Source organism: Bradyrhizobium sp. WBAH42 (assembly GCF_024585265.1).
GTDB lineage: Bacteria > Pseudomonadota > Alphaproteobacteria > Rhizobiales > Xanthobacteraceae > Bradyrhizobium.
Window position 1 is genome coordinate 8068053 of sequence record NZ_CP036533.1, and the last position, 26604, is coordinate 8094656.

Annotated in this window: 18 protein-coding genes, 8 pseudogenes and 2 riboswitches; of the genes and pseudogenes, 17 read left to right on the plus strand and 9 right to left on the minus strand. The window is 59.0% G+C overall.

Annotation, left to right across the window (positions count from 1 at the left end; all coding sequences use genetic code 11):
• The first annotated feature begins 1072 nt into the window (after nucleotides 1-1072).
• The 3 genes and pseudogenes from DCG74_RS37740 to DCG74_RS37750 form a co-directional block, all read left to right on the plus strand.
• The gene (locus DCG74_RS37740; protein WP_257187516.1) at nucleotides 1073-1378 is read left to right on the plus strand and encodes a hypothetical protein; all 306 of its coding nucleotides are present in this window, start codon (nucleotides 1073-1075) and stop codon (nucleotides 1376-1378) included.
• Between the two features lie 971 nt (nucleotides 1379-2349).
• Nucleotides 2350-2682, plus strand: a complete 333-nt coding sequence (gene tnpB / locus DCG74_RS37745; protein ID WP_172789669.1) for an IS66 family insertion sequence element accessory protein TnpB — start codon at nucleotides 2350-2352, stop codon at nucleotides 2680-2682.
• A gap of 71 nt (nucleotides 2683-2753) precedes the next feature.
• Nucleotides 2754-3013, plus strand: a pseudogene (locus tag DCG74_RS37750) (IS66 family transposase); the annotation flags it as partial.
• A gap of 113 nt (nucleotides 3014-3126) precedes the next feature.
• Here the strand turns inward: DCG74_RS37750 and DCG74_RS37755 are convergent.
• Nucleotides 3127-3513: a hypothetical protein gene (locus DCG74_RS37755; RefSeq protein ID WP_172789668.1), complete on the minus strand. Its 387-nt coding sequence runs from the start codon at nucleotides 3511-3513 to the stop codon at nucleotides 3127-3129.
• A 150-nt stretch (nucleotides 3514-3663) separates the two neighbouring features.
• Between DCG74_RS37755 and DCG74_RS37760 the strand changes: the two genes are divergently transcribed.
• A complete protein-coding gene (locus tag DCG74_RS37760) occupies nucleotides 3664-3987 on the plus strand; it encodes an IS110 family transposase (protein ID WP_246709126.1) in 324 nt (107 codons plus the stop codon).
• A gap of 220 nt (nucleotides 3988-4207) precedes the next feature.
• Here the strand turns inward: DCG74_RS37760 and DCG74_RS37765 are convergent.
• Nucleotides 4208-4937 (minus strand): annotated as a pseudogene (locus tag DCG74_RS37765) (DDE-type integrase/transposase/recombinase); the annotation flags it as partial.
• 1087 nt (nucleotides 4938-6024) lie between these two features.
• Nucleotides 6025-7087: pseudogene (locus DCG74_RS37775) on the minus strand (IS3 family transposase).
• 1126 nt (nucleotides 7088-8213) lie between these two features.
• On the opposite strand from DCG74_RS37775, the pseudogene DCG74_RS37780 reads away from it, so the two are divergent.
• Nucleotides 8214-8479, plus strand: a pseudogene (locus DCG74_RS37780) (transposase); the annotation flags it as partial.
• A 685-nt stretch (nucleotides 8480-9164) separates the two neighbouring features.
• On the opposite strand, the gene DCG74_RS37785 reads toward DCG74_RS37780, so the two are convergent.
• The 3 genes from DCG74_RS37785 to DCG74_RS39165 are packed head-to-tail and all read right to left on the minus strand — an operon-like array spanning nucleotide 9165 to nucleotide 10240.
• On the minus strand, nucleotides 9165-9521 hold the full coding sequence (locus DCG74_RS37785; RefSeq protein WP_172789667.1) for an SDR family NAD(P)-dependent oxidoreductase: 357 nt from the start codon (nucleotides 9519-9521) through the stop codon (nucleotides 9165-9167).
• A complete protein-coding gene (locus DCG74_RS39160) occupies nucleotides 9469-10122 on the minus strand; it encodes a deaminase (RefSeq protein ID WP_373569506.1) in 654 nt (217 codons plus the stop codon). Before DCG74_RS39160 ends, DCG74_RS37785 begins: the two co-directional genes overlap by 53 nt.
• Nucleotides 10055-10240, minus strand: a complete 186-nt coding sequence (locus tag DCG74_RS39165) for a hypothetical protein (RefSeq protein WP_172789665.1) — start codon at nucleotides 10238-10240, stop codon at nucleotides 10055-10057. The genes DCG74_RS39160 and DCG74_RS39165 overlap by 68 nt, the downstream gene beginning before the upstream one ends.
• Before the next feature lie 1143 nt (nucleotides 10241-11383).
• Between DCG74_RS39165 and DCG74_RS37790 the strand changes: the two are divergent.
• Nucleotides 11384-11558, plus strand: a pseudogene (locus tag DCG74_RS37790) (PLP-dependent transferase); the annotation flags it as partial.
• Between the two features lie 377 nt (nucleotides 11559-11935).
• Here the strand turns inward: DCG74_RS37790 and DCG74_RS37795 are convergent.
• A complete protein-coding gene (locus DCG74_RS37795; protein ID WP_172789664.1) occupies nucleotides 11936-12304 on the minus strand; it encodes a hypothetical protein in 369 nt (122 codons plus the stop codon).
• Between the two features lie 894 nt (nucleotides 12305-13198).
• On the opposite strand from DCG74_RS37795, the gene DCG74_RS37800 reads away from it, so the two are divergent.
• From DCG74_RS37800 to DCG74_RS37825, 6 genes and pseudogenes are all read left to right on the plus strand, one after another.
• Nucleotides 13199-13393: an acetoacetate decarboxylase family protein gene (locus DCG74_RS37800; protein ID WP_246709124.1), complete on the plus strand. Its 195-nt coding sequence runs from the start codon at nucleotides 13199-13201 to the stop codon at nucleotides 13391-13393.
• Nucleotides 13394-13467: 74 nt separating this feature from the next.
• Nucleotides 13468-13962 (plus strand): annotated as a pseudogene (locus DCG74_RS37805) (transposase); the annotation flags it as partial.
• Between the two features lie 66 nt (nucleotides 13963-14028).
• Nucleotides 14029-15218 (plus strand): IS3 family transposase gene (locus DCG74_RS37810; protein ID WP_257187517.1). Its coding sequence is split into 2 segments (ribosomal slippage): nucleotides 14029-14278 and nucleotides 14278-15218, totalling 1191 coding nucleotides; the frame shifts between segments, so codons are not numbered across the junction.
• A gap of 715 nt (nucleotides 15219-15933) precedes the next feature.
• Nucleotides 15934-17899, plus strand: a pseudogene (locus DCG74_RS37815) (ParB/RepB/Spo0J family partition protein).
• A 190-nt stretch (nucleotides 17900-18089) separates the two neighbouring features.
• Nucleotides 18090-18242: pseudogene (locus DCG74_RS37820) on the plus strand (M20/M25/M40 family metallo-hydrolase); the annotation flags it as partial.
• Between the two features lie 92 nt (nucleotides 18243-18334).
• Nucleotides 18335-18441, plus strand: a riboswitch (glycine riboswitch).
• A 3-nt stretch (nucleotides 18442-18444) separates the two neighbouring features.
• A riboswitch (glycine riboswitch) is annotated at nucleotides 18445-18560 on the plus strand.
• A 68-nt stretch (nucleotides 18561-18628) separates the two neighbouring features.
• The gene (locus DCG74_RS37825; protein ID WP_172789591.1) at nucleotides 18629-19930 is read left to right on the plus strand and encodes a D-amino acid dehydrogenase; all 1302 of its coding nucleotides are present in this window, start codon (nucleotides 18629-18631) and stop codon (nucleotides 19928-19930) included.
• Nucleotides 19931-20171: 241 nt separating this feature from the next.
• Here the strand turns inward: DCG74_RS37825 and DCG74_RS37830 are convergent, their stop codons facing one another.
• Nucleotides 20172-21020, minus strand: a complete 849-nt coding sequence (locus DCG74_RS37830; RefSeq protein ID WP_246709116.1) for an AraC family transcriptional regulator — start codon at nucleotides 21018-21020, stop codon at nucleotides 20172-20174.
• A gap of 67 nt (nucleotides 21021-21087) precedes the next feature.
• Here DCG74_RS37830 and DCG74_RS37835 point away from each other — a divergent pair, with 67 nt between their 5' ends.
• Genes DCG74_RS37835 through DCG74_RS37845 form a run of 3 tightly spaced genes read left to right on the plus strand, consistent with a single transcriptional unit; the run spans nucleotide 21088 to nucleotide 23404 of the window.
• Nucleotides 21088-21522: a M20/M25/M40 family metallo-hydrolase gene (locus DCG74_RS37835; RefSeq protein WP_257187518.1), complete on the plus strand. Its 435-nt coding sequence runs from the start codon at nucleotides 21088-21090 to the stop codon at nucleotides 21520-21522.
• Nucleotides 21513-22277, plus strand: a complete 765-nt coding sequence (locus tag DCG74_RS37840) for a M20/M25/M40 family metallo-hydrolase (RefSeq protein WP_257187519.1) — start codon at nucleotides 21513-21515, stop codon at nucleotides 22275-22277. The genes DCG74_RS37835 and DCG74_RS37840 overlap by 10 nt, the downstream gene beginning before the upstream one ends.
• Nucleotides 22274-23404, plus strand: coding sequence for an aminotransferase class I/II-fold pyridoxal phosphate-dependent enzyme (locus tag DCG74_RS37845; RefSeq protein ID WP_172789590.1), 1131 nt, complete (start codon nucleotides 22274-22276; stop codon nucleotides 23402-23404). The genes DCG74_RS37840 and DCG74_RS37845 overlap by 4 nt, the downstream gene beginning before the upstream one ends.
• Nucleotides 23405-23505: 101 nt before the next feature.
• Here DCG74_RS37845 and DCG74_RS37850 read toward each other — a convergent pair whose 3' ends face one another.
• Nucleotides 23506-24006, minus strand: coding sequence for a cupin domain-containing protein (locus DCG74_RS37850; RefSeq protein WP_172789589.1), 501 nt, complete (start codon nucleotides 24004-24006; stop codon nucleotides 23506-23508).
• Between the two features lie 63 nt (nucleotides 24007-24069).
• Here DCG74_RS37850 and DCG74_RS37855 point away from each other — a divergent pair, with 63 nt between their 5' ends.
• Nucleotides 24070-25587, plus strand: coding sequence for a DUF3100 domain-containing protein (locus DCG74_RS37855; RefSeq protein WP_246709115.1), 1518 nt, complete (start codon nucleotides 24070-24072; stop codon nucleotides 25585-25587).
• Nucleotides 25588-25837: 250 nt separating this feature from the next.
• Complete coding sequence (locus DCG74_RS37860) at nucleotides 25838-26494, plus strand: AraC family transcriptional regulator (RefSeq protein ID WP_210268589.1); 657 nt, start codon at nucleotides 25838-25840, stop codon at nucleotides 26492-26494.
• Nucleotides 26495-26604: the final 110 nt, after the last annotated feature.

The window sequence follows — 26604 nt, forward strand, 5'->3', positions numbered from 1 at the left end:
ATCCTGCCGGCGCGGCTCAGGCGATCTGGCTCTGGCGGGGCCTGCGCTCAAACTTTTCGCTCGAAAGGAACAGACTGGTCGCACCCAACTCGTGTACTGCCAGCTTCCGGATATGTGCTCGACGTGGATGGTCAGTTCAAAACCGAGTACGCGAGCAAAGATGGAGCATGGTCAGGAGCGGTGGAGCTGAAGAGAGGCCGTCCCATGCTGCAGATCAGAATCTAGCATGCGGCGAGAAAGGCCAGAGAGGAAGTCCTACTTCCACTAGGTTGAGGTGGCTTGGCGCTTCTTGCTGCGCGTGCGGCCAAGGACACGCCGGTCTGCCTTTAAAGCCGCGCCGGGGCCGCGGACAAGGCCGGCTTTACTTCCCCACACAGTACGAAGAGCGGGCCGCGGTTTTCCGGAGTGGCTATCCGGCCAGCCTGGACCTACTCCAGGTATATGGACCAATCTGAAGCGAGCAATCGGTCGCGATCCATCCTGTCGTGGCCTATGGTAACGTCCGGCAAGCTTGCTTCATTGTGGCCGCCGTTCGTAGGCGAACACCGTCGGCCTCCGCCCAGCACCTTGTCGAGGCAACGCTGCCGCGAACATTAGCCATCCTGCGCCACGAAACTCCATTGCGCGTTCGCGTCATGCTCCAGTCCGCCTTCCATCGTTCCTTGCCATGAAGGCGGCCATTGACGCGGCCGAAAAGGAAAGGGAGCTCATCGCTGGCCAAGCGACAAAGAATGATCTCTCGATGAGCCGCTCTGGTCAGCCATCGACGTGCTCGACCGCACTGTAGATCGCGTAGAACGCGAGTGCATATCAACGAGCGGGCCTGCGAAGGAATCAAAAGCGAGCAGAGCGGCTCGGAAGTGACTATCGTCGAACCAGAGTGCCTCATGGGCGAGGTACTTGCGCACCCCGATTGCTGGTGATGCGTGGCTCGCCGGCTCAGGCGTTTTAGCCGCCGTAAATCACCGTACCTTGTCGTCCGTGAAGAGTGGCTAAGCGAATGAGTGTCATTCGGCCTGCAATATTGACCCCCCGTATTGCCGCATCTGCGAATGTTACCGTGATGGCGCCATTGCCGATGACGATCCGATGTCGATTAATCGGTCGCGCCAGATGGCTTTCCCGGCTTGCTCGACGAGAGGGGCTGTGGTCGGGTCGGGCCCTACTCCGGATTGCCCCGGTCTTCGGCTTCTTCGAGGCGAAGGAGGGCGGGTTCACCCAGCTCAAGGCGCATCCGCTGCCGTGGCTCGTCGAGATTCTCAATGGCGTCGAGCACGCCAATTTCTTCGAGCAGCGCGCCACGGAGTACTCCAAGGCGGCGAGCCGCGGCAGCTGGGACGGCGAAGACGGGGTGTGGGCGACTTTCGGCCGTATCTAGCCCATTTGATTCATGCTAGCGTTGGCCTTGAGCGCCTGCCGACGCGGGTGCGCGCATGTCACGCAATGCTAACGGCGCAGACGCTGTTTTCTGCACTAATCCCAATTCTCCGGTGCCACCATCGCCAAGAGACTACATGCAGCGTGCGGTATGAAGGCATGACTTCAGAGACCTGTTGGTGTTGAGCTTTGCAATAGAGAGCCCATTTTCAACGCGTGCCGCCCGACACCCGAAGAACAAAAGCAGCGTCACTGGCCTAGAGATCGCGGAGGAAGCGAGATGCCCACAACCATCCGACGAGAATTGCGACGAGAATGAGTTGCAACTTTCAGCGCTACCAGTTCAAGCGCGCTTATGCCTACAATATCCGACTCGTCGCCTTCGCCTACATGCGTCAATTACGCGACAAATCGGTCCTGGCGTGAGACCCCGCACAGGGCCGGCCACATGACTGACCGATCCGAGTGCTGGGCTACAGGAGCAAACGCTATGCTAAACCAGCCAGCTTGCCGGCCACCCTTCTCGACGTTTCGGTCCGCGCTGCGATTCAGCGCTTTACCAAAGACCGTGTCGTACCGGCCTGGCATTTTGCAGAGCAAAGAACGCCTCCGGTTTCATGTAATCGTCCGCGTTCCATATGATTAAAGCTGTCGCCGAGCGTCTTGAGGGGGCGCCGCGACAGCTTCGCCGACGCTGGTCGGACGAGTTCATGGCAAGTTGTGGCAGAGGCGCAGGAGCCTGGCGCGAGTGTATCGGGGGATCGCCCATCAGATCGGCACTCACCCCTCGCAGCTCTTCGTCTGGCGTCGCGATGCTCGGGCGAACGAACCTACCTTCGAGTCGCGAAGTCGCGGTGGCGTGCATGTCAGAGGCAGTGATCGAGATTGCCTCCATTGGCGAGGTGATCGCGCGCGCCGGCGTGACGTCGACGAGGCGCAGCTGCAGCGGGTGATCCGGGCGGTCCGTTCGGCATGATCCCCTCCGGCGTGAAGGTGTTCCTGGCCAGCCATCCAGTTGACTTCCGCAAGGGTATCGCTGGCGTTGTTGCGCTACTGCGCGATGCCGGCTCAGATCCGTTCGGCGGGGCGCTTTATGTGTTCCGGGCGAAAAGGGCTGACCGAATCAAGATCGTATGGTGGCATAGCTCTGGCGTGTGCCTCTATTTGAAACGCCTTGAAAAAGCGAAGTTCTGCTGGCCGCGGAATCGGGCATCATCGGATACAGATGAATCCGCGCAGTTGATGGCCCTGGTGGACGGGATGGATGGGAAGCGGGTCCGGGCTGTGCGGTCACGCCGCCGGTAAGCGCTGCGACGAAGGAAATCAACGCCTGAAAGGACGAGAGAACCGGAGCAAAATGTGCGCTGGTCGGGGCAATGCTCCCGCCCGATCTCGACCTCCCGAATGACGTAGAGATGCTAAAGGCCATGGTGCTTGCCATGGCCAAAAAAGCGGCACCTGCGATGCGCTGGAGAGCGAGATCGACGATCTCAAGGCCCGCAACGCCGATGCGAGCATCGCGCGGCTGACGCAGATCCTAAAGGCCTTTGACCGCGCCCGGTTCGACCGACGATCGGAAAAGCTCGGCTGGGCGAGTATCGATGACGAACAGCAGGCTTTTGCCTTCGAGGAGATCCCTGAACGGCCCCTCGATGCGCCCTGGAGTTATGGTCGGAGCTTTTTTTGAGGCAAAGCCTGTTTCGAGCTACAATAGGTTTTTAGGTGCGGGTCTGCAGGCAAACGGCTGATTTATGGTCCTTCGATTCGAGCATACGTTTGGATGATGTGGTTAGCAGTAAGCGAGTAGTCTTGCGTTCTGGCCCCAGCAATACCCAACAGACGACGGCATGAAGGAAGCGTTAAGCGAGAGCTAATGTTGAGCTGCGGGTACATCCCTCGAATTCGTGGGTGCAATTCGGCTGCAACGCGTACATCAGACGATGCAACGAACCTACCGCCCCAAATTTCAATGATCTCCTTTAAAGGGTGTCCCGCTCTCAACTTCTTCTTTCTTGTTATTTGCGCGTCCAGCCATTGATAGGCAATCCGGACGCTATCATCATCCTCGTGGAGAAAATTGTCATCTTGATAGTTGACGCGAGTTTTTGCGTTGGCAATTTCAGCTGCTGTGAGCATGTTGAAAGCTCCTCTACTTTCTGAACGGCCGCGAAGCGTCCTTGCGAAATTAGCCTCCGCACTGGTCCGTGAGTTACTATCATGTCTAGTAGTTGGAGCGCTTACTCGCCAATTCCATTCACCTACTTCTGACGTTCTCGCTCACGGCGCTTGATCGATCCGATTCTCGGGATTGGTCTCATAACGGCCCCGGCTCTCGCCGCGACCGTGCCGGACGCGACCATCTTGCGCTCCGCGCGGGAGTTCGTGGCCTGGCTTGGCCTGAGGCCTAAGCGGAATTCCACCGCCGGAACGGACGGGCTAGATCGGGTTACGAAACAGGGCGATTCCTATCTCAGGTACTTGCTAGACATCGGAACACGCAAGGTCGTTCGGCATCCAAAGGGCTGGTCCTGGGCCGGAGGTGGCTGTATCGAAGCCCTGCTTGAACTGTATCGGCCCATGGTCGTTGCCGGTTGGCCACGGATGGTGTGAGCGCAAATGACAGCATGATGTGACACCGGCGGAGCTGGACATCGAGCAAGCCCGAAGAGCTTTAGGCGCAACAAGCGCGACCCGTTGATGAGACCTCGATCCGCGAATCTCCATCCAGGGCCAGCGGCCATCGCATCGGTCGCACTAACACGCTATATCCATGAACGCACCCGGCCAATATCCAAAGTGCTGCTGAAATCCCTTGCATTAGCGAGGGCTGCCTATACCTAAAGCTCTCGATGAACGCGTTCTGCAAGGGCTTGCCTCGCGCGAGGTAGTGCCAAGCGACGCGGCTCTGATCCGCCCACGTCAGAACGGCATCGCGGGCGAGTTGAGTGCCGTTTTTGCTGACCACCGTGTTAGGCTTGCCGCGCTCGGTGATCAGGCGGCTCCAGTTCCCGTGTCACGCGGGTGTCCGAGAGCGAGGTATCGGCCACCAGCGCCAGACACTCGCGGGTGCTATGGTCGACCACGGTCAGAATGCGGAGCGACGGCCGTCGGTGATCTGATCTGACACGAAGTCGCGCGAGACGATTTTTGGGGGGGCGTCGCGCCATCGTCTGGGCCCTGGCCCCAATTGCCCGTTTGCGGCCACCACGGCGGCGTACTGCGAGCTTCTCTTCCCGGTAGAGCCCGAACAGCTTCTTGTGGTCGACCACATAGCCCTCGCGCTTGAGCAGCACCTGCAGGCATCGATAACAGAAGCGGCGACGTTCCTGGGCAATCGCCTCGTGCGCTGGCGAAGGCCGGCTACGTCTGCCCGGGTCGTTCGAGTATCTCATGGTCATGCGGCAGCAGCCGATGGCTATACGCGCGCGCCGTTCGCTCATGCCGAACGTCTCGACGATGGACGACCGCTTTCCGCTTGGCTGCGGGCATCACCATTTCTTCCCCAACAGGTCCTTCAAGGCCGCTCTGCCCAGCATAGCGTTTACCGAGAGCCGCTTCAGCGACTCGGGGCGGATCGCCGCCGCCCCATGGCCGGTCGTCCGCCGCATAGGTCCAGAGCTCACCGGTCTTGGTGCGCCCGCGGCCGGATCAACTAGCGGCATCGTCGTCTCTTGGCCGAACAGCTTGAGCCGTTGCTGTTTTGGCTGTTCGCTATGAAGCCGCAATCATCGATATTTGCGGCCAGCCTTTGTGAAGCGATGCCTCGTTTCACCGTCAACCACAGGCTTAGGCAATTGATCGAGACGACAAACATAGGACAACTCAATGCTAAGGAACGCGTTCCTGCGTTTCGCTGAACACCTTCACACCTCCTAGTTTTCAAGTGCGGGATCGAGGCAGGTGGCAGGACCGGACAAGTCGAACTGCTAGGATTCCACATCTATGCCATGGCTTGACGAGGAAAGGCGATTTGCCGGCGAGAGCTGCGGTGTATCGATCCGTCATGTCGTTCAAGCGAAGCATTTCGTTCTCGGTTCGACCAGGCGAATGGAGCCTGATGCCCCTGCAATTCCAATGCGCCGTCGAAGACATCGAAATATGGAGTCTGAACTTTGCAGCCTCGCCAAATGCCGCAATGGCTCCGAGCGCCGGAAAGAATACTCGATCGAATCTCGTCGCTCACACTTTCGTAAACGTGTTGGAGCACATGCTGAGACCGGTGCAGATAAAGTTGATCTTTAGGATGCGGCAGGGATGATGCGCGGTGCACAATGAGCAGCAGACGGTTGACGATGGGTACGACAGCGAGGAAGTCGAGGCGATTGCCGCGGCCCTTGACCTCACGCCCGATGAATTAAATGAAATCGAGTATACATACACGAGGTCGTCAACGACGACGGCTTCGTTTACGCATACGGCGTACAGATCAAAGAAGGCGCCCGGCAGCACATTCTTGACAAGCTTGCGCCGCTGCCCAGGCGGGGCCACTTAGTGCTCATCCAGAGCTGGCTCCGGTGGTTTGGACAGCGCCCCGTTGGAATTAAGTGGATTCCTGCCGGGTTATGCTGAACGCGGGGCTTTACGATGTTGTCGTTGCGTCGGGAGGGCGTAGCCCGACCAGAGCGACGACAATATCGTCGGCGACAGTCATGCCGCCATCACCATAGCTTGCGTGCCGAAGTAAACCTCGTCGGGCGTGCGCCCGTCAAGACTCGAGTGAGGGCGTCCCTGATTGTAGAAGGCCAGATACTTGGCAATTGATGCTCGCGCCTCGGACACGCCGTCGTAGGCGCGGAGATAAACTTCTTCGTATTTGACCGTGCGCCAGAGCCGCTCAACAAACACGTTGTCGCGCCGGGCGCCCTTGCCGTCCATGCTGATGGCGATCTTCGCGTCCAGCAGCACATCGGTGAACTCGAGGCTGGTGAACTGGCTGCCCTGGTCCGTGTTGAAAATCTCGGGCCTGCCGTGCTTCGCCAACGCCTCCTGGACCGCTTCGACGCAGAAGGCCGCCTCCATTGTGATCGAGACGCGATGGGCCAGGACCCCGTCGGCTGAACACATCGACGACCGCCGCGAGATAGACGAAGCCACGCCGCATCGGAATGTAGGTGATGTCCATTGCCCACGCATGGTCGGGCCGCTCGATCTTCAATGCGCGCAACAGGCACCGGTAGATCTTGTGACCCGGTGACGGCTTGCTCGTGTTCGGGCGACGATAGACCGCCTCGATCCCCATGCGCTTCATCAGCGTCGCGATGTGGCGGCGACCGGCGTATACGCCCTGCCCGCCGCAACAATGATCGCAGCATACGCGCTCCCGCGAAGGGATAATCGAGATGCAGCTCATCGAGCCGACGCATCAGGGCAAGGTCCTCGGCCGAAACCGGCCGAGGTTCATAGTAGACCGTGCTGCGAGCCAGCTTCAGGACCTTCGCCTGGCGCACGATAGAAGGATCATGACCACGGTCGATCATCGCTTTGCGCTCAGCAGGCCCGCCTTGGTGAGCGCGCCGGACAAAAAATCGTTTTCCAAGGCAAGCTCGCCGAGCTTGGCATGTAACGCCTTCAAATCGACCGGCGTCTCGGCCGATGCCTTGTCATGCCCACCTTCCAGGAGCTGGTTTTTCCAGAGCGTGATCTGGTTCGGATGAACATCAAACAGTTGCGCCAGCTCCGCCAGCGTCTTGTCGCCTTTGACCGCAGCCAAAGCAACCTTCGCCTTGAATGCCGGAGAAGATAGTCAGCATTTATCATGACACAGGGCACATGGCCGCGCGCTGCTTTGGTCTGCCCCAACGGCAAGCTGACGAACAGTTTCGTCCTCACAATCCAGCCCTGCCTTAACCTTTTTGGCAGAACCAGAAAGCCAAACAAGCTCGGCCGAAAGCTGTGTCGAGGGGAGAACTCCAGCCATCTTGGCACGCCAAGCGCCACGTTCGATGCAGAGCGCGCTTTCGTACGAAAGCGCTCGCTGCTCTCGATCGAGGTTGGCAGCAGACGTGTGCACTTCTGACGAAATGCTGCGGAATGCTCTCCCGCGACAAATACTAAGGGAGATGCTAACGCCCTCCAGCGACCACTCGAGCTAAGTTTCGGAAATATCCGCCGCACTTCATCACCAAAACGCCGCCACATCCGGGCACTTCTCGAACTGATCCTGAACAGCGCTGCAGAATACGCCGCACGTCAATCGGTCAGTCTGACCTGTTCGGCTCTGTACTTTGAGCGTCGCTTGTTGAAGCGACGATCGAAAGATATGCGCGTTCCCGGCGCCAGGTCAGCCCCTGTGCAGTCGCGAAGGCCAGAAATGTGCACGAACAAACCCGCGCCTTCGTAGTTGTCCGGTCTGATGAAGCCCTAACCCTTCTCAAGGCTGTACGACACTACCGTTCCAGTCTGCATCTTTGATCCAACGTGTATCGATCCTATGGCATGGGCGATTACGCCGGAGTCGCAAGCCACAGGAGAATCGGGGGCGGACCAGACGCGCGGGGCCGAGCCCGCCCTAACATCACCGCATCTGGAGCAATAGGTGATCGTGCCCCGAAAGGGAGCAAAGCCTGTGCCGAATTGGAAGCGGAAGCTCATGTCCGGGTTCCGGCGAAGATCGCGATCGACTTTTTTAAGATGTCGCGCTCCATGCGCAGCGTTCGTTCTCCTGGCGCAGACGGGCGATCTCCGAAGCCTGGTCCGCCGATATCGGGGTCGCCGCGCCATTTTGTTCCTAGAGCGGGCGTCGAGCGCGCCAAGAAGTTCTGAGGCCCGTACAATCCATCCACCGTGCAGCCATACCGTGGTTAACCGCGCCTATTTTGTCCTTGCACGCATACCACAGCGAATGCATGCCGTTGCTGATCGGCGCGACGCCGGGGCCAGAAGGAACTCACTGGCTTCCAGGTCGGCGTGCGCGACAGCGCGCGAGCTGGCACGAGCTGCTCGTCGAGGCGAAAACCGGTGGGCTAAAGATCGCCCCGAAAATCGCCGTTGGTGACGGTGCGCTAGGCCTTTGGAAGACGCTCGAGAGGTCTTCCCCGCGACGCGACATCAGCCGTGCTGGGTGCATAAAACTGAATATGCGATAGCCTTACAGCAGCTGCCAGGGCACCGCTTTGTGATCGAAGGTGAAGATGGGATGGCGCATGAATGACATTTTGCGCGCAGCGGCACCGCGCGATTCCACCTCGCGCGCTACTGTGAGAACAACGACTCTTCAAAGCTGGCTTGACGCGCGCCTTGTTCGTCCACGACTGACCGAGTTCATACTCTTGCCATGGCCGGCGATTACGTAGCAGCGCGTCTTTCGGTAAACTATGCGTTCGATTGTCCGACTCGCCATCGTTCCTCACGGTAGCACCACGACTTGATCCGAACCGCGTTGCCGGGCCCTCTCTACTGCCGCCCTGCGCGCCCTGGGGAACATCAATGGAATCTCCGTCCTGAACTCATAGTCTTTCGCCGAAATACTGGGCGATATGATCCGGAAGCGCCAATAGCGGCGCCCCCTTGGCTTCTTCCCGTACTCGCGCTCCCACCGCGAAGTGTCAATCCGCACGTCACTCATGTTGGTGCTGATAGCCTCAAAGATTACAACCTTTCCCAGCGGCCTGCTCCATGGCGTCAACTCGTTCGGCTGGTCGGCAAGCTCAAGCACCTGCGCTCCGCAAAGCTGCCCCGCGCACCGTTGCGGTCTGGGCCGCAATCGCACACCCACCCGACGCCTTCACCTGCGAGAATGTGCCGATTACCTCAGAGCTTCAGGCTATCGAACTTAATGGCATTACTCCTTAGTGCGGTCGAGCCATCATCGCATGACGATGAGCCTTTTCTTCCTCAGGCAGCACCTTGTTCAGACGTGCAGCCTCTCGGGTGGCTTCATCGCCTCCTATCACGCAGGTTTCGCCAGTAAGGAGGGCGTGATAGCCTTGGCGTGCTACAAGGGCCGGATCTTCCTCCGCCGTAGTCAGATCGGAGCTGAAAACAATCACCTCAGCGCCGAGCGACCGGAGTTCACTAGCCGCGTGCTGAACACGATCACTGAAGCCTGAGATTACCAGATCGTGACCGTCCTTAGCCAGAAGTAGGGCCAGTTCAAGCCCGATGCGGGATGATCCGCCGGTTACAAGAGCAAGCGTTTTTGTCATTCAATTTCCTTTGTCTTGGAAGGCGATTGTTGCGTCGGTTATTCGGGAAGGATTGACTTTGAACTCGGACGAGAGCGCAAAAGGCCTTGCTAATCGAAAGGGCCGGCGCAGCGAAAAAGGCGGTCAAGCCGCTCGAGGATACGATGGGCCGCGGTGCGGACGCATGGCGTTCAGGCAACTCCGCTGCCGGTCCAAAGCAACCTCTTCGTTTCATGCATCGCCAAGCAATCGGGTTCCAGTCACGCCAGACCTGCTCGGCTCGCGCGGACAACAATCCGGATACGATTTCCGGCGGACTTCCAAAAACCTCAGGCAGTTTACTGGATAGATGCTCGTCCTTCAGTACGGTCCATTTCGAGTATCCGCCCATCACCGGAGAGGAAAGCGCGAAGACCACCCGACTTAGTCGCGCCTCTCCGGTAGGAAACGAACACATCGGGCACGATTCGACGATCGAATACAAAGTACAATCTGGCAGACGTTTTCGCTTCAGACCCTTTTGTGCACGAGAAAGCGCGACTAGCTCCGCGTGTCTAGTTACGCCGCCTTCCGACGAAAACGCAATTTGCCGCCTCGGCAACGATCTCTCCTTTAGAAACAATGACAGCCCCGAACGGCAGCTCTCCGTGCTCCGCACCGCGCCGAGCGAGCTCTAGGCACCGCTCCATCATTGCCAGATCTTGAGCGTAAGCTTCCGGCATACTCATGAGCGTCAGCATCGATAAAGGAACCACAACCACAGGCCGGACCGGATATTTCCCCAACTGCGATGATGAGAGTATGGACTCGCTTATAGGGTTGATGTTCGTGAGAGGCGGTCTTCATGCATCGCAACGGAGATTCATTGTAAATAGCCCCAGATGGAGTGCGGGAGATATAGCGACAGATGAAAGTTGGCATGTGGAGAGAGCAAACAGGGCGTTGCACTCATTGCCACGGATCGCGAGAGAACTAGTCTGATCAAATCGTCACATCGCTAACCGCCGAGCCAAACGAAGTGCTCATGAACGAGAGCAAGGACGCGTTTGGTCCGCTTCCGCCGACGTTAGGCCGCGGATATCCGGATCGGGGTCTTGTCAGTCGTGGCTTGGACGAGCCTAGTGGCATGGATAGCGTCATCCTTTCTTGGTAGCTTTCGCCGGCCGTGGCGATATTGAGACCATCCCCGCGATCAATTTAGAGTCTGGTTCAGCGATCGGCCCTATCGTAGAGTGTTCAACGCCATTCTTCGTGCCATCCGTCTCCGACGTCGGGCAACTCGCACCCGCATTAGACCGCATCGCGTGACTTACAACTACTACCAGAAACGGTGGTTCAGAGCTGCCCTGATTGTCTAAACCGAATTTCCGCATCGATAGGTGGAGCCTCTGCCGGTGCTAGGCCGCCATGCGGAGTGGTAGCGTAAGCGGAAAGGGGGTTTCAGGTCACTTGGTCTGTCGACCTTTCTCATCGACCACCACCCCGTAACATTTGGCCCTGATCGCCCTTGTGGCAGCTTATTGGACCGTGGGCCTGACCTCGCGGGATGTCAGTAACTTCGTTGGCGAAAGCATTGCGCGCTCGGCGGGAAAGCTCGGCGTCACAATCGGTTGATCCTTCCTGAGATCTGAACTATCCAGCAGCACTTATGCGCTTATTTTAAGTTTCCGGCGTCACCGACGCTGACAGTGCAGAGAAACTGTGCGGAGTAAGGAGGCGGCGGAATTTGCTGACTATGTGGCGACGGACTGACAACCTTGGGACGATGTGGTTTCTCGCATCGCCCTGACGACCATGCTGCGATGCAGGACCAGCTCATTGATGCAATGGGCGGAGAGTTCGACAACAGACTGGAGCAACAGCTCGCCGACAGAGGCTTGAGTGGAGCTGATTCTGATCTCGTCGAGGATGCCAAGCGAGAATTAGGTGCCGAGGCCCGCAAGGAAGGTCAAGGCGCTGCGCGACGCCATCGGCACCCAGCTCGATCCGCATTCCTGCTGGATGATCAACCGCTCGCTCGAGACGCTCAGCCTGCGGATGGAGAAAGCCGATGCGAATGATTGCCGCCGACGATGTCGAACGAGAAAGTCGACCCGCGCCGATCGTGTGTGTGAGGAACACACGCCGTGGTAAAGGGTAAGAGCGAGGACTGCGCAAACCAAGCGCCTCAGTTCGCGTGTGACGGATAGCTCGCAATCTTGCGAGTGAGCTGCCAAAGCTCGACCCTATTGGTGTCGGCTAACTGCTGTGCTCGCTGCTTAGCCGCTTCCTCATCAGCGCAAATCAGCCTTACGCAGTGCACTACATTCCCGTCGGGCTCGAACAAGTAGACCATGAACTCCTCGATCGAAGGGCTTCCAGTCACGCGCCGGCCGTGACTTTGAAGGTTATTGCTTGGTCCGATGGCGCTGCGTGCATGCCTTTGGTGGAGGTAGTCATCGCTCATGCTTAGCTGATCGCGACAACCGGCCGGCGTATTGCCCAGTTGCAAAGTTCCTGCATGGACATCGCTCGGATCTTAATTCCCGCCGGTTGCGCTCGACGATAGCTAGAATCAATTCTTCGGTGGCGATCAGAGCCAGCTCCATTTTTTCCTTAACAATAGTCGACGTATCTCGACCGATACTGTCGAGATGGTTCAGGGCCACCGCTTTGAAGCTATGGGCTAGGCGCTCCTCGGCATCGTCGCGTGCATAGTCTATAATAGTATCCAGGTGGGCGACGATTTGAGCCCGTTGCTCGGTCGGTTTTGGACCGTCAAGCAACGTTATCGCTCGAATAAATGCCTCTTCAATAGGGATCATATCAGGTTTCCTTTGTTGCTGGATTGGAAGCCGCAGTAGCTCGCGCCGGTGCTGCAGATTAGCGAGGCTCGACGCGCAAAGGCAACTCCTCAGAAAAAGGAGTTGATGTTGCGTAATCTTGAGGGGCGACCATCATCGGCATGGATCGATGTGCGGCGGGGGCGAGGCAATGCAGCGATCAACCGGGGTGGTGTCCTAATTAGGCACCTTCAAATCACACCAACGAATTGGCCCCGGGCGATGGTGCCCGAGGTCTTTCACCTAGATGAGACTGCAATTTCTGCACACTACATCGCCAAACTGCTCCGCATTCAGTTCAAGGTGGATGGCGCGCCGTATGGCGCTCGCCTTCACGAACAACGACTGGGAGCATTAGTTTAGTCAAGCCGGACACGAATTCGATAGCTTTGCGAGCATCCTCATCCCGCTGTCTCCGCGTTTCGTCATGTGGGACTTTCAATATTCTATGTCATCAAACAAACAAGCGGAAGGCAAGAAGACAAGCGAAGTTGTCGGCGGGCTCTTGTACTCCAGTTCGACATCTGCAGCCGAGCAGTCCGTCTAGCACCCATAAAGGGAAGATGGCATCGACTTTGCAAGCAGCACAAAACTGAGGTGCAAGGCGGCCTCCGACTTCACTATAAGACGACGGACGCGTAAGCCCGATGCGAGGCCGCACATTGCACTCTCTTCATGATGCGTCCACAATCAGATGCCTTGGTGAGATGAGTCAGCTGCATGTCCGATCTCAAGAGCGAGGAGGGGTGCGATGCCCGACGTTGAAGGTATTGCGTTTGATGCGCCCCTCTACCATGGGAGCAAAGACCGTGGCAGCACGTTCCTGCGCTGGCGAGCCATAAACCTTATATTTAGCGTGGGCAGGTTCGCCATCTATTGCCGAACGGGTTAGTACCGTCAGCAAACCCAGGAATCGCCATTGTTGGCGTCGCGAGCTATCCCTCAAGCACAGTGGGGTCATACGTGGAGTGCTATTCAGGAATTCAAGTTAGTAAATCTGCCGGTCAGATTGGCTTTTACATTCCTTACATGTACGTGACAACGAATGGAGCTATCGCCCACAGTTGGTGACGGCGGGAATCGGGAAGGCGGCATATCGTGGGGGTGCTTGACGCCTCCACTTCTCCACCAAGGAGCGATATGCCGTGTCCCGCGATAACGTCATTCAGCTGATTCAGTCAGGAATCTTCGACGATCAACTCACAGAAGTCCTGCGCAACGGGGCCCGTGCCCTGCTCGCGAAGGCGGTCGAGGCCGAGGTCGCAGACTTTCTCGGCCAGCATGCCGATTTGAAGGCCCAGGATGGCCACCAGCGCGTCGTCCGCCACGGTCACCTGCCGGAGCGCGAGGTGATACCGGTATCGTCCGGTCGCCGTCCGCCAGCCGCGTGTACGCGATCGCGAGGCCGCCGCTGCCGATCCTGGCCGCATCCGGTTCTCGCCGTCGATCCTGCCGCCCTACATGCGCCGCTCGAAGTCGATCGAGACGCTGTTGCCAATCCTTTATCTGGAGGGGATTTCGACTGGCTGACTTCTCCGAGGCGCTGGCGGCGCTGCTTGGCAAGGATGACTGCCGGGTTGTCAGCATCCGCCATCGGCCGACTGAAGGACGGTTGGATCGACGAGCACGCCGCGTGGCAGAATGACCTTGCCCCCGGGGCTTAATCCAGTTTGAAGTTCGTTCTGGCCCACGACGAGGACCAGAGCATGAAGCGTAGCCGCTTTACGGAAGAGCAGATTATCGGGATCTTGAAGGAGCACGAGGTCGGGGTGTCGGTCGCCGATCTATGCCGCAAGCACGGCGTGAGCGACGCCAGCATCTACAAATGGAAGGCCAAGTACGGCGGGATGGACGTCTCCGAGGCCAAGCGGCTGAGGACGCTGGAGGACGAGAACACGAAGCTGAAGCGGCTCCTGGCTGACGCCATGCTGGACAATGCGGCGTTGAAGGACCTTTTGGGAAAGAAGTGGTGACGCCCGCGGCCAAGCGGAAGGCTGTCGCGCATCTCGTGGATGCCCACGGGATGAGCGAACGGCGGGCGTGTAAAGCCATCGGCTGCTGCCGCATGACCATGAGATATCGGACGACCCGAGAGGATGATGCCGGCGTTCGCCAGCGCATGAAGGCGATCGCCCAGGAGCGCCGCCGCTTCGGCTATCGGCGCCTGCATGTTCTGCTCAGGCGGGAGGGCTTTGCGATCAACCACAAGAAGGTATTCCGGCTGTACCGGGAAGAGAAGTTGGTGGTGCGCCGCCGTGGCGGCCGCAAGCGGGCGATCGGGACCCGGGCGCCGATGACGGTGCCGATGGCACCGAACGACCGCTGGTCACTGGACTTCGTCTCCGATCAGCTCACGGATGGCCGCCGCTTCCGCATCTTGACCGTGGTCGATGACTGTACCCGCGAGTGCTTGGCGCTGGTGGCCGATACCTCGCTCTCCGGGGCCCGGGTGGCGCGGGAGTTGGATCGGCTGGTCATGGAGCGCGGCAAGCCAAAGATGGTGGTCAGCGACAACGGCACCGAACTTACCAGCAACGCCATCCTGACCTGGGCCGATCGGAGCCGCGTCGCCTGGCATTATATCGCTCCGGGCAAGCCCATGCAGCATGGCTTCATCGAAAGCTTCAACGGTCGGCTCCGGGATGAATTGCTGAACGAGACGCTGTTCACGTCGCTGGCTCAGACCCGCGTCGCGCTCGGATTCTGGCGCGCCGATTATAACTACACACGACCGCACTCACAGCTCGGATGGAAGACACCCTCCGAGTTCGCCTTCACCTGCCACCCGCGCCGGGATCTGGCGCTGCGCTATGCCGATGGCTCCGCGCCAGCTCCCGTCGCTACCACCGCCCAACTGGGCAAATCCAATGGCTTGAGCGAACTCAGAACTGGATAAAATCTGGGGGCAAGGTCAATTGGCTGCCGTTTCCACGACACTTGATGAACGTATCGCAGGTAACCTCGCCCAGGCGTTCGCGCTGGCTCAAAGCGCCCGATCGCGCCGCCACGTTCGTTCGGTTAGTGCTTCCCGCTGACTACCGCTCGGTTGAGCATCTCAAAAAGTGGAAGCCTCCACAGTGGGATGATGCCGTCTTCGCTCCACCCTACATGGCGTCTACGCTAGCTCTAGCCTCTCAAAGAGATGGAGAATGAAGATGTTGCGCATCCTACTCAATTCCTAGCTTCGAATCTATTTCTGGTTCTTACTTCGTGGGCTGCTCTCGCAGGTGGTCCTGTGTCTTGAACGTGATTGGAAGGCGGTAAAGCGCTCCTTGAGGCAAGCCGCCTAAGGGGCTCCGCCCCTCGCGCGTCAGGGTAAAGCGCCGGCCAAAACCGGCGCCGCCCCGAGCGGTCTCCCCGGTCTTCCGCGCTATTTTCTGATCACTCACTCTCCTGAACGCCTGGCATGCGCCCGTGCAGACCCGCTCTTGCGAGCGGCCCTTCGTGCGGGTGATCCCCCTCCGCTCGGTTCGCCCTGGCACTTGCTACCCCCGGTCTAGCCGACGGGCAGGGGCGCAGGCGCGGAGTGCGCCTTGCACCCATGAAAGCCGAAAAGGGAGATTGATCATGTCGGCCAAGCACGTTGAAACCATCCTGAGAGCGGGACGGAAATTTTCGCTCCACTCAACAAACTCAAAAAGTCGCCGAAGAACGCGCGCAAGATGCCGCACAGTGAAGCAGCGATTGAGGCCTATGCGGCTAGCATCGCCGCCAAGGGTATCTTGCAAAATCTGGTGGTTGAGCCCGAGTTGAACGGAGAAGGAGCGCCCACGGGGTTCTATTTCGTGACCATCGGCGAGGGCAGGCGGCTTGCCCAGCTTCTGCGAGTGAAGCGGAAGGAGATTAAGAAGACCGAACCCATCCGCTGCATCGTCGATACCGCGAACGATCCGCACGAAATCAGCCTGGACGAAAACGTCACTCGCGAAAACATGCATCCCGCCGATCAGTTCGAAGCCTTCAAGAAGCTGGCGGAAGAGCGGGGCTTCGGCGCAGAGGAAATTGCCGCCCGTTTCGGCGTGACGCCGCATGTTGTGCGTCAACGCCTGCGGATCGGCGCGGTCTCCCCGAAACTGATGCAGGTCTATCGCGATGGCGATCTGACCCTTGAACAGTTGATGGCCTTCGCCATCACCGACGATCATGCCCGGCAGGAAGGCGTCTACGAGCGGCTGTCTTATAACCGCGACGCCAGCACCATCCGCCGCATGCTCACCGAAACCCACGTCGCCGCAATCGATCGCCGCGCGCGCTTTGTCGGGATGGAGGCCTACACGGAAGCAGGCGGCTCGATCCTTCGCGACCTCTTCACCGAAGATCGCGGCGGGTATCTGGAAGACGTAGCGCTGCTCGATTTGCTGGTGACTGCAAAGCTCGGCCGTGAGGCCGATGCCGTGCGGGCAGCCGAGGGCTGGAAATGGACGGAGGTCCAGCTTGATTTCCCGCATGCGCACGGCATGCGGCCGACCTACCCGCATCAGGTTGAGCTTTCGGCGGAAGATCAGGCCGCTCTTACAACGGTGCAGACGGCATTCGACCGGTTGACGGAAGAGCATCAGGGGGCCGAAGAACTTGCTGACGACGTGGATGCGCGGTTCGGCGAACTTGAGGCCGAAATCGAGCGGCTGGAAGCGAAGCGGCAGGCCTACGATCCTGATGACATCGCGCGTGGTGGCGCGTTCGTGATCCTCAATCACGACGGGACCATTCGGATCGAGCGCGGGTTCATCCGCCCGGCAGACGAGAAGCCCCAGGCCGACACCGAGGAGGGGATCGACGCGCAGACGCCGAACGAGGGCGGCGAGACAGATGGCCCAACGTCGCAGGGCGATGATGGAGAAGAAGTCGTTGCCGAGAAAGAGGACGACGACCGACCGCTATCTGACGTTCTCGTTCGGGACCTCACCGCACATCGCACCTTGGGACTGCGTCAATTTGAGCGAACAACCCGCAACTGCCATCGTGGCGGTGACGCATGCGCTCGCCGCCCAAATTTTCTATCTCGGTGCGGATGCGCATGTGGTCGGCATCCAGCCGATCAAGACAGATTTGGCTGGGCACGCGGACGGCATCGAGGATACACCGACCGGCATGGCTTGGGCGGATCGCCATGCCAATTGGGCAAGGCAAATGCCCCGGGACGTCATCAGCCTTTGGACCTTCGTGGCGGAACTCGACCACGATAGCCGCATGGCCTTGTTTGCGCATTGCACGGCATTGACCGTCAACGCGCTCAGATTGCCGTGGGAGCGGCGACCGCAGGCATTGGCAACGGCCGATCGGCTGGCGGAAGCTGTGTCTCTCGACATGACCGGATACTGGCGGCCGACGGTGCGCAGCTATCTGGGTCGCGTCACCAAAGCGCGCATTCTGGAGGCGGTTTGCGAAGGCGTGAGCGGCGAGGCGGCCGAACGTATGGTGGATATGAAGAAGGTCGAGATGGCGGAAGCCGCCGCACAATTGCTGGCAGGGACCGGTTGGCTGCCCTCCCTGCTAAGAACGGCCGAGCCAGAGACTCGGTCGGCTTCGCCAAATGGGCCGCAAGGTGGTGAAGCATATTCGGAGGCGGCGGAGTGACACCAGAGGAGGGGCTGCGCGAGCGGTCCCGGCCAGTTCAAGAAAGTTTCGGCCGCACGCCGATCAGGCGCGCGGCCGTTTCGGCTTTAGGCGAAGCAACAACCGTTTCAAGAGAGGAAATCCGCGTCGTCAATGAGACCATGAAGGTGACCAGCGAGTTCACGCCCGGCGTGGAACCAAACGCCGGCACGACGGCAACTTCACCGGCGCGATGGGCAATCCTACGCTCGGCGGCCCCGGCGTTCGCGGCGCTGATGCGCATACACTCAACGAACACATCGAGGTCGACTGCCTCGCCGACCGCGGCCGCCTCATGGCTGCGCTGCTGGCGATGCTGGACTGACATCGATTTGCACTGCACAACACGATGGCATTGCCGGATCGAATTTTAGGCTTGTCCAATTTTGAGGCTTCGCCTACGGTCCGGCCGTCCAAGGCGACGATGCGGGAGAGATCGAAGCAATTGCATTCGTGCAGTTGGCTTCGGCGCCGACGGAGCAACCGCCCCGGAAACTCTCAGGCAAAAGGACCGTATCGTCAGGACGATCTGGAGAGAGACGGACATGGCCGCTGATCAAGGGCCGTGACGTCCACCGAAGGGGATAGTTCGCTTGCGGGCCCAGGCCCGATGCGGATCAAGCTCTCAGGTACCGTGACAGATGGGGCGCTGAAGCAGCCGGTTTCACCGGCGGTTCGGCGACTCTAACCCACGGGAGCCTGAAGACCATTATGCCTCACATTGCGATCATTGGCGCCGGCATCACCGGCGTGACGACGGCCTATGCCCTGCTCGAACGTGGCTACCGGGTGACTGTACTCGACAGGCATCGCTACGCCGCGATGGAAACCTCGTTCGCCAATGGCGGACAGCTCTCCGCCAGCAACGCGGAAGTCTGGAACAGCGCCGCGACCATCCTCAAGGGGTTGCGCTGGATGCTTCGAAGCGACGCGCCGCTCCTGATGAATCCGAAGCCGAGCTGGCACAAATATTCCTGGATCGGCGAATTCGTCGGCAACATCGGCCGCTATCGCGCCAACACCATCGAGACCACGCGGCTCGCCATCGAGGCGCGCAAGCATCTGTTCTCGATCGCCGAGCGCGAGAAAATCGCCTTCGATCTCGAACGCCGCGGCATCCTGCATGTCTATCACGACAAGGCGGGTTTCGAAACGGGCCTGCGGGTCAACACGCTGCTGCAACAAGGCGGGCTCGACCGCCGGCCGGTGACGACGGACGAAATCCGCAGCCTCGAGCCTGCGCTGCAGACGGCCTGCTATGGCGGCTTCTTCACGCCATCGGATGCGACCGGCGATATCCACAAGTTCACCCGCGGGCTCGCCGACGCCTGCATCCGCCGCGGCGCGGCCTTCATCCACGAAGCCGATGTCGATGCGATCTCGCGCGGCGATGACGGCTTCCGCATCGGCTGGAGAGAAGCCGCTTCGCCCGATGCTGACATCGCGAGGCGGCACGAGTTACAGGCGAATGGAATCGTGATTTGCGCCGGCGTGGCGAGCCGCCACTTCGCCGGCATGCTCAACGATCGCGTCAACGTCTATCCGGTAAAGGGCTATTCGATCACCGTGCAGCTCGATGCCCCGCAAGGCCGGGACGCTGCACCGACCGTCAGCCTGCTCGATGAAGCTGCGAAGATCGTTACCAGCCGGCTCGGCGCCGACCGCTTCCGCGTCGCGGGCACCGCCGAGTTCAACGGCTTCAACCGCGATATTCGCGCCGACCGGATCCAGCCGCTGGTCGACTGGGTGCGGCAGCATTTCCCCGGCATCGATACCTCAAAGGTCGTGCCATGGGCGGGCTTGCGTCCGATGATGCCGAACATGATGCCGGTGGTGCGTGCCGGCCGGATCCCCGGCGTGTTCTACAATACGGGCCATGGTCATCTCGGCTGGACCCTGTCTGCCGCGACCGCACAGATGGTGGCAGGAGCGGTCGATGACTGGCGCGACCCCGACGCGCCTTCAATGGTCCCGTCCGGCACCGGGCGCACGGCGATCTCGGCGTCTTGCTGATCTCAAACACGCCAAGGCTCGAGATGATCGGTCTGACCCTTGATCTCGCCCGTTGCGATCGACGTGCGCGGGGTACCAGTGCTTCGCAGACAAGAAATGGTTGTGTCGCGCCGCTCCAAGTATTGCTGTCTCAAACGGAGCCGGTTGCAGGTAAGCCCGCTCCGCCTGTGCTCAATGAGTGCAGTCCGCTAAAAGACGGGATTGAAGATCAGTTTGCACTGTTTGGCATGTTGATGCGTACTCAGGCCACCGCTCTCTTAAGCATCCCGGGCGTAAATCCGTGAGCGGCGCGAAATATTCTGGAGAGATGGCTTTGATCCGCGAAGCCGGCTCCGACGGCCGCATCGGCCAGACTTGCTCCAGCCTCAATCAAGGCGTTTGCGCGCCGAAGTCGGCGATCACGAATGAAAGCGGCTGGGGTAAGGCCAGCCACCTTCTTGAAGTCGCGAATGACCTGAAAACGAGTAACACCGGCAGCCGCCGCAAGTTGTTGCAGATCAATACTGAAACACAATCTTTTTTCGACTAACTCTTGGTAGACAGCCATTCGACGCCGGGCATTTGAATGCTCGACGAATTCCGGAGGGCTTTGCGGATGCGTATGCCGCAAGATGAGATGGCGCAAGGAGACCAGCATCGCCGTCTCGGCCGCCAGTATGTCATCGCTCCGCGACAACCGATGAGCCAGTGCCATCGCATCCCTCAGTTGCGGATCGTCTATCGCCGACTGCCGAAATATAGGAGATTCGCTGCGGCCGAGCTCCACCGCGACGTGTGTCAGGAACTCTACTTGAGGATAGAAGGTGCGATAGGACCAGCCATCGGGGCATCCAGACTCCCCATCGTGCCATTCCTCGGGGTTGACCACGAGCAGTGTACCCGTTGGTGCAACGACGGTTTCTCGACCAATTTTGACGCGTTCAGCGCCTGCGGTGATTAGCGCAATGACGTAGTTTGGATGAGTATGGCGGTCATACCGGTGCTTCGTGAACTTTGCCTTCAAGAGACCCAGGTCACGGAAGCGCGGGTGGCGCCAGAACTCTTGCTCTTCTTGCAAGTCCTTGCTCATCGGCTGGTCAATCTCGTTCAAGACTCCTGCGGCGCGAAGCCATCTCATTCCTTGAGATTTGAGATGATCGCACACCAGGAGCAAGCCAATGCTGCATAATGACCCGATCGCGGTGATATCACCAGAGGTGATCGCCTGGCGGCATCAGATCCATGCCAATCCAGAACTTGGCTTCCAGGAGAATGAGACGGCGCGCTTCGTAGCTGATCAATTGCGAAGCTTTGGCCTTGAGGTGCATGAACGGATCGCCGGCACCGGCGTTGTTGGCGTGCTGAAGAACGGGAGTGGCAAGCGGGCCATCGGCCTGCGGGCCGAGCTGGACGCGCTGCCCATCGTCGAGCGAACCGGTCTCCCCTACGCCTCCAAACGTCAGGGTTTGATGCATGCCTGTGGACATGATGGCCACACGGCGATGCTACTTGGTTCCGCTAAGCTTCTGAGTGAGAATCCCAATTTTTTGATGGCACTGTCTACTTCGTCTTCCAACCTGCGGAAGAGAACGACGGCGGGAGCATGCGTATGATCGAGGATGGCGTCTTTGAAAGGTTCCCAGTCGAAGCCATGTATGCCGTACACAACTGGCCAGGCCAAAAATTCGGCACGATCGCCACTCGCGTCGGGCCCCAGATGGCGGCAGTCGACAATTTCGGTTTGGTTTTCTCGGGGTTCGGCGCCGATGCGGCCATGCCGCATTTGGGCGATGATCCTATTCTTGCGGCCGGGGCATTTATCAACGCGGTGCAACGCATTGTCAGCCGTTCGGTCGACCCGCAAATGCCCCTCGTTGTCAGCCTTACCCAAGTCCACGGCGGGAATGTCGGCAACATCATTCCCAACGAGATGAGGCTCCAAGGGAAATGCCGCTTCTTCGACCCGACCCTTTCGGCGCATTGCGAGAAGTTGTTGGATCAGATTGCTCTAGGCATCGCCGCTTCGTACGGCGTCCATGGAAAGCTCGACTATAGGAGGGGCTATCCTCCCGTGGTGAACACGGCAGAGGCCGTAGCGCTAGCGACAGCGACCGCCGCTCGGGTCGTGGGTCAAGAAAATACCTTAATTGATTTCAGCCCCAGCCTCGGCTGCGAGAATTTCGCTTTCATGATTAGGGCGGTCGGCGGCTCCTATGCGTGGATCGGCTCGGGCGAGGTTGGCCCCGGCGAAGGGCTTCATGGCGATCGATACGTCTTCAATGACGGCATCGTGCCGATCGTATTGCGGTACTGGACTGAACTTGTTGCTCGGGCGCTGCCTCGTACCCTAGATGAGGCCCTTTCATGATGATCGATGCAGCAGGCAGAAAGATCATCAGCGAACGTCGCGGCGGTAGGATCATCGTCAATGGCGCCGACACGGTCATGCTCGGTTCCAATGACTATCTCGGTCTTTCCCTTGATGAGCGAGTCCTCGCTGCGACGAGCGAGGCGATTAAGCTTTATGGGACCGGGACTGGAGTCTATCCCGCTTTTGCGACGACGGTCCTTCATGAGGAGTTGCGCCAAACTCTCGCGTCCTTCCTCCAAGTGGAAGATGTTCTCCTATTTTCGTCAGGCGGCTGCGCCAACGCCGGCGTCCTGACCACGCTCGCCGAAGCGGGCGACGTCATTATCTCCGACCGATTGAACCACGCTAGTATTATCGATGGGTGCCGACTCAGCCGCGCCGACGTGCTTCCCTACAAGAATCGAGACATTAACGACCTCGAGGTCGTGTTGCGGAAGACTACCAAGGCGCGCCGCCGGCTTATCGTCACGGATGGCGTTTTCAGTATGGAAGGAGGCGCCGCTCCGCTGCAAGAGATCTATGCGCTCGCGTTGCGATACGATGCTCAACTGATGGTCGACGAGGCACATGCGCTAGGTGTTGTCGGGCCGAATGGCCGGGGGACGGCGCCCTTCCGTGGCCTACCCAACGGTTCTATGGGGCTCGTGTTGACCGGTTCATTCTCAAAGGCGCTGGGCGGCGCCAGCGGAGGCTTCGTCGCCGGCTCGAACGATGTCGTTTCTCGGCTCAGGGCTCATAGCCGAAGCTTTATCTTCACCATGGGCATGACGACAGCAAATGCTGCAGCAGCACTCGCCGCACTCAAAATCTGCCAATCTGATCCCGCGCTCCTAGATCGCCTGTCGGCCAACCTCGCTTATCTGCGGGCCAGCTTCCACTCTCATGACCTGCCGTTTCTGGACAGCGACAGCGCAATCACCGCTTTAATGATCGGGGGCGAGGATCGAGCTCGGCGGATTTCCTCTACACTTAGTGGCAAAGGCGTCTATGCGCCGGCGATGACATATCCCGTAGTCGCGGAAGGTCGAGCTCGCCTTCGAATTCAGGTGAGCGCCGCCCATGCTGTAGCAGATCTTGATCACGCCGCCCTTCTGATTGCCGACCTGCTGAACGGTTCAGCCTAGCGTCTTGTTTAGTTCATTCAGCGCGGCGAAGTGCAAATGTCACACAGACTCGACAAGTCGACGACAGAAGTGTCGATGCATGCTCTATGGCTGTCAATTGGCTACGAGCCCGCCCTCGGCGGATAGCGAAGGCCGTACGAAGTTGCGGCTTCCTTCATGCTGGTCACGTCCTGAACCGAACGGAGAGCAGCCTCGCGGGAAGCCAATACATCGTTGGAATCAGCGATTCCAACCTCCGCGATGAAACGTTCCAGTCCGGCTGGCGCATAGATCACCAAGACTTCGGCACTTTCAGCGCCTACAGGATCAAAGCTATAGGCAAGCCCAGGCTCGACATGCAGAAAATCGCCGCGGCGCAATTGCTTCTTCTGTCCCGCTATCGTGAACTCCAACTCGCCACGGAGGATATAGAAGGCCTCCGCCTCAGCGCCATGAGCATGCTCGGAGGCACCCGCTCCCTTTTCAATGAGGGAATGAGACAATGTGTAGCGGCCGTTGGTTTCGGCCTCACCCGCGATTATTGATTGCCGCTGGCCACCGATCCAAAACGTCCGGCGTTGATGCGAGTTAACGAGAGTAAACGGCGGCGTGTGATCGCTCATTGTTGAAAATCCTAGTGTTCCTTGCAGCCTCCCGGAGGCTTGCAGCGTTATTACCGAGCCGTCTTGGATGATTGGGACCAGCACGGCAAATCGCCATCTGCAACTTTGTGCCGGACGTCAAAAAAGGCCCGTTCGATCCAAGACGGTGCGATCCACTTCTCTAGTTATTTCCCGACTGTGGTGATTGGCCTGGAGGCAATCACTCACCAACTACAGGAGGGAGTGATGGAGATGAAGCTCGCGGCTTTGCCGCGTGTTGCGCAATCGCTGGATCTGGTCAAGCTCTTAGTGTTTGCAGCAATTTGCGTCGCGATGGCTGAATTGGCGGGGCCGGTGACGATTCCGCTCGGCGGCGCGTACCGGATTACATTGTTGCCGTTCCTGTGGGCGATGCTGATCGGAGTGGTCTGGGGCATCGCATCGCCGCGACTTCCGGGTGCCCTGAGATTAGATATGAATTTGCAGCGGCTTGCGAGCCTCGGGCTTCAGCTTGCTCTATTGCTATTCATTGCGAAGCTCGGTTTGCTAGTCGGTGGCTCATTGCCGAGAATCCTTGATGCAGGATGGGCGCTGATGTTCCAGGAGTTTGGCCATTTCTTCGGTACGGCAATGGTCGGGCTGCCGATCGCGCTGCTGCTTGGTATCAAACGCGAAGCGATTGGTGCAACGTTTTCGGTCGGGCGCGAGCCGAGCTTAGCCATTATCGGCGAACGTTACGGGATGGACAGCCCCGAAGGCCGCGGAGTGCTGGCCGAGTATATCACAGGCACTGTATTTGGAACGATCTTCATCTCTCTATTTGCCTCGCTCGTAACTAGCTTAGGCATCTTTCACCCTCGCGCTCTGGCAATGGGCGCCGGTATGGGGTCGGGTAGCTTGATGGCAGCAGCAGCAAGCGCAATCTCGGCTCAGCAGAGTCCCGAAATAGCCAAGGAAGTGGCTGCCTTCGCGGCAGCCAGCAATCTAATCACGACCACGATCGGGACCTATTTCACACTCTTCCTTTCCCTTCCTTTCACGGTTTGGGCCTATGCGGTCTTGGAGCCGATCTTCCGGCGCGGCGCTTGCAAGCCAGTAGTGGAAACCTATTCGGATGGGCTCTCGGACGCTGTCGGTCGTTTGCAGGACGAACAAAAGCTTTCGAATGCTCAAATAGTGCTGGTTTGGGTCGGAGTTGGCTTGATCGCCCTTGCAGCGAACTACCTCGCTTTCAGGACATTGCCCGACTATTCCACCGTGGCAGGTCTTGCGGTTATTCTCAGCTGTGTCGCAGTCGGATACGTAATGTACAGGGCCGCGGGGGGAGTGTTCCCTGCCGTACTCTCGGTGTCTCTCCTAGCAATGGTATTGACGTTTCCGACGACGCCTTACGCCGCCGACGTCGCCGCTGTCACCAATCGCATCAATTTTCTGGCACTGGCGACACCCGTTATCGCGCTCGCCGGCCTGTCGATTTCAAAGGATCTTCCAGCATTCCGCAAGCTCGGCTGGCGTATCGTGGTCGTCTCGCTGGCGGCGAACGCTGGCACGTTTGTTGGCGGCGCCTTCGTCGCGCAGATCTTCATGGGAGGCCACCCCTAGAAAGGTTGCCTCACGCTAACATTGTCCCTCGTTGCAAGCGGCGGGAAGGCGCGACAACCAACGAGGTACTTTCGTGTTCGACGACGATTCACGCTGTCTTGGATGAATGGGACCAACTTGTTGGTACCGTTCCGGAGCGAGCATCGAGGCTCGCGTAGTTAGTCTCTTGGACTCTTGTGGCGGTATGCTAAAATTCTTGACTGGGGAGTTCCTACGACAATCGATTTGGATCCAAATTCGGAGCACGACCGTGGTAGCGCCCAAGTCCGCATCAGAACCGCGAACGACGCTGTCCGTACTGCCGTCGAAAGTCGGTCGCATTGAATTTATCAAAGGAGGTCAGCATTGCTGGCGATTTCGGCCGCATTTCCATGCCGGCGACGAGATCGTGCATCTCCTAGCAGGACGAGCGCGGCTGTATCTGCGAGACAAATTCTATGAAGTGTCAGCTGGCGACACCGTTGTGGTTCCGGCCGGATTTGTTCATCGATTTGCGCCAGTCGATGAGGAGGGCTGGTCGTTCATATCGGAATTTGCAGTGCAATCACCTTCACCAAGGTTAGGCTATCTCCCAGACGACCGCTCCTCGCTTGCAGCGCAAGCTGCGTCGATTCTCGCGCGTCGAAAAACGCTCCAATCCGATCTAGATGAGATTGCGGCCGCTTGCTCCATCTCGCCACGCTATTTGTCGCGGCGGTTCCGCAAGGAGGTCGGTACGAGCGTCCACAATTTTCATTCTCTCTTGGCAATCCATCGTGCCAAAACGCTGCTGCGGGGCCAAGCGTCGCTAGTAGAAGCCGCATTAGACGCCGGATTTTACGATCAAGCGCACCTGACACGCGAATTCGTGCGCACATTTGGTATGACTCCTGGCACCTTTCGGTCTGCTTGGCGCGCTGCAGCTTAGCGTAGGTCTCATCCATCCAAGACTTATTTGTCTTCTGCCTCCACCCTCGTGCGATGGTTGTTGAGCTTGTCTCAATTCTCGCTCGCTGTGTGACAGGACAGACGGACAAA

Coding starts and splice junctions, on each gene's coding strand:
- tnpB (WP_172789669.1), top strand. CDS start 2,350: ATGATCCCCTCCGGCGTGAAGGTGTTCCTGGCCAGCCATCCAGTTGAC.
- DCG74_RS37755 (WP_172789668.1), bottom strand. CDS start 3,513: ATGCTCACAGCAGCTGAAATTGCCAACGCAAAAACTCGCGTCAACTAT.
- DCG74_RS37785 (WP_172789667.1), bottom strand. CDS start 9,521: ATGACAAAAACGCTTGCTCTTGTAACCGGCGGATCATCCCGCATCGGG.
- DCG74_RS39165 (WP_172789665.1), bottom strand. CDS start 10,240: ATGCTGACGCTCATGAGTATGCCGGAAGCTTACGCTCAAGATCTGGCA.
- DCG74_RS37795 (WP_172789664.1), bottom strand. CDS start 12,304: ATGATCCCTATTGAAGAGGCATTTATTCGAGCGATAACGTTGCTTGAC.
- DCG74_RS37825 (WP_172789591.1), top strand. CDS start 18,629: ATGCCTCACATTGCGATCATTGGCGCCGGCATCACCGGCGTGACGACG.
- DCG74_RS37835 (WP_257187518.1), top strand. CDS start 21,088: ATGCTGCATAATGACCCGATCGCGGTGATATCACCAGAGGTGATCGCC.
- DCG74_RS37840 (WP_257187519.1), top strand. CDS start 21,513: ATGCGTATGATCGAGGATGGCGTCTTTGAAAGGTTCCCAGTCGAAGCC.
- DCG74_RS37845 (WP_172789590.1), top strand. CDS start 22,274: ATGATGATCGATGCAGCAGGCAGAAAGATCATCAGCGAACGTCGCGGC.
- DCG74_RS37850 (WP_172789589.1), bottom strand. CDS start 24,006: ATGAGCGATCACACGCCGCCGTTTACTCTCGTTAACTCGCATCAACGC.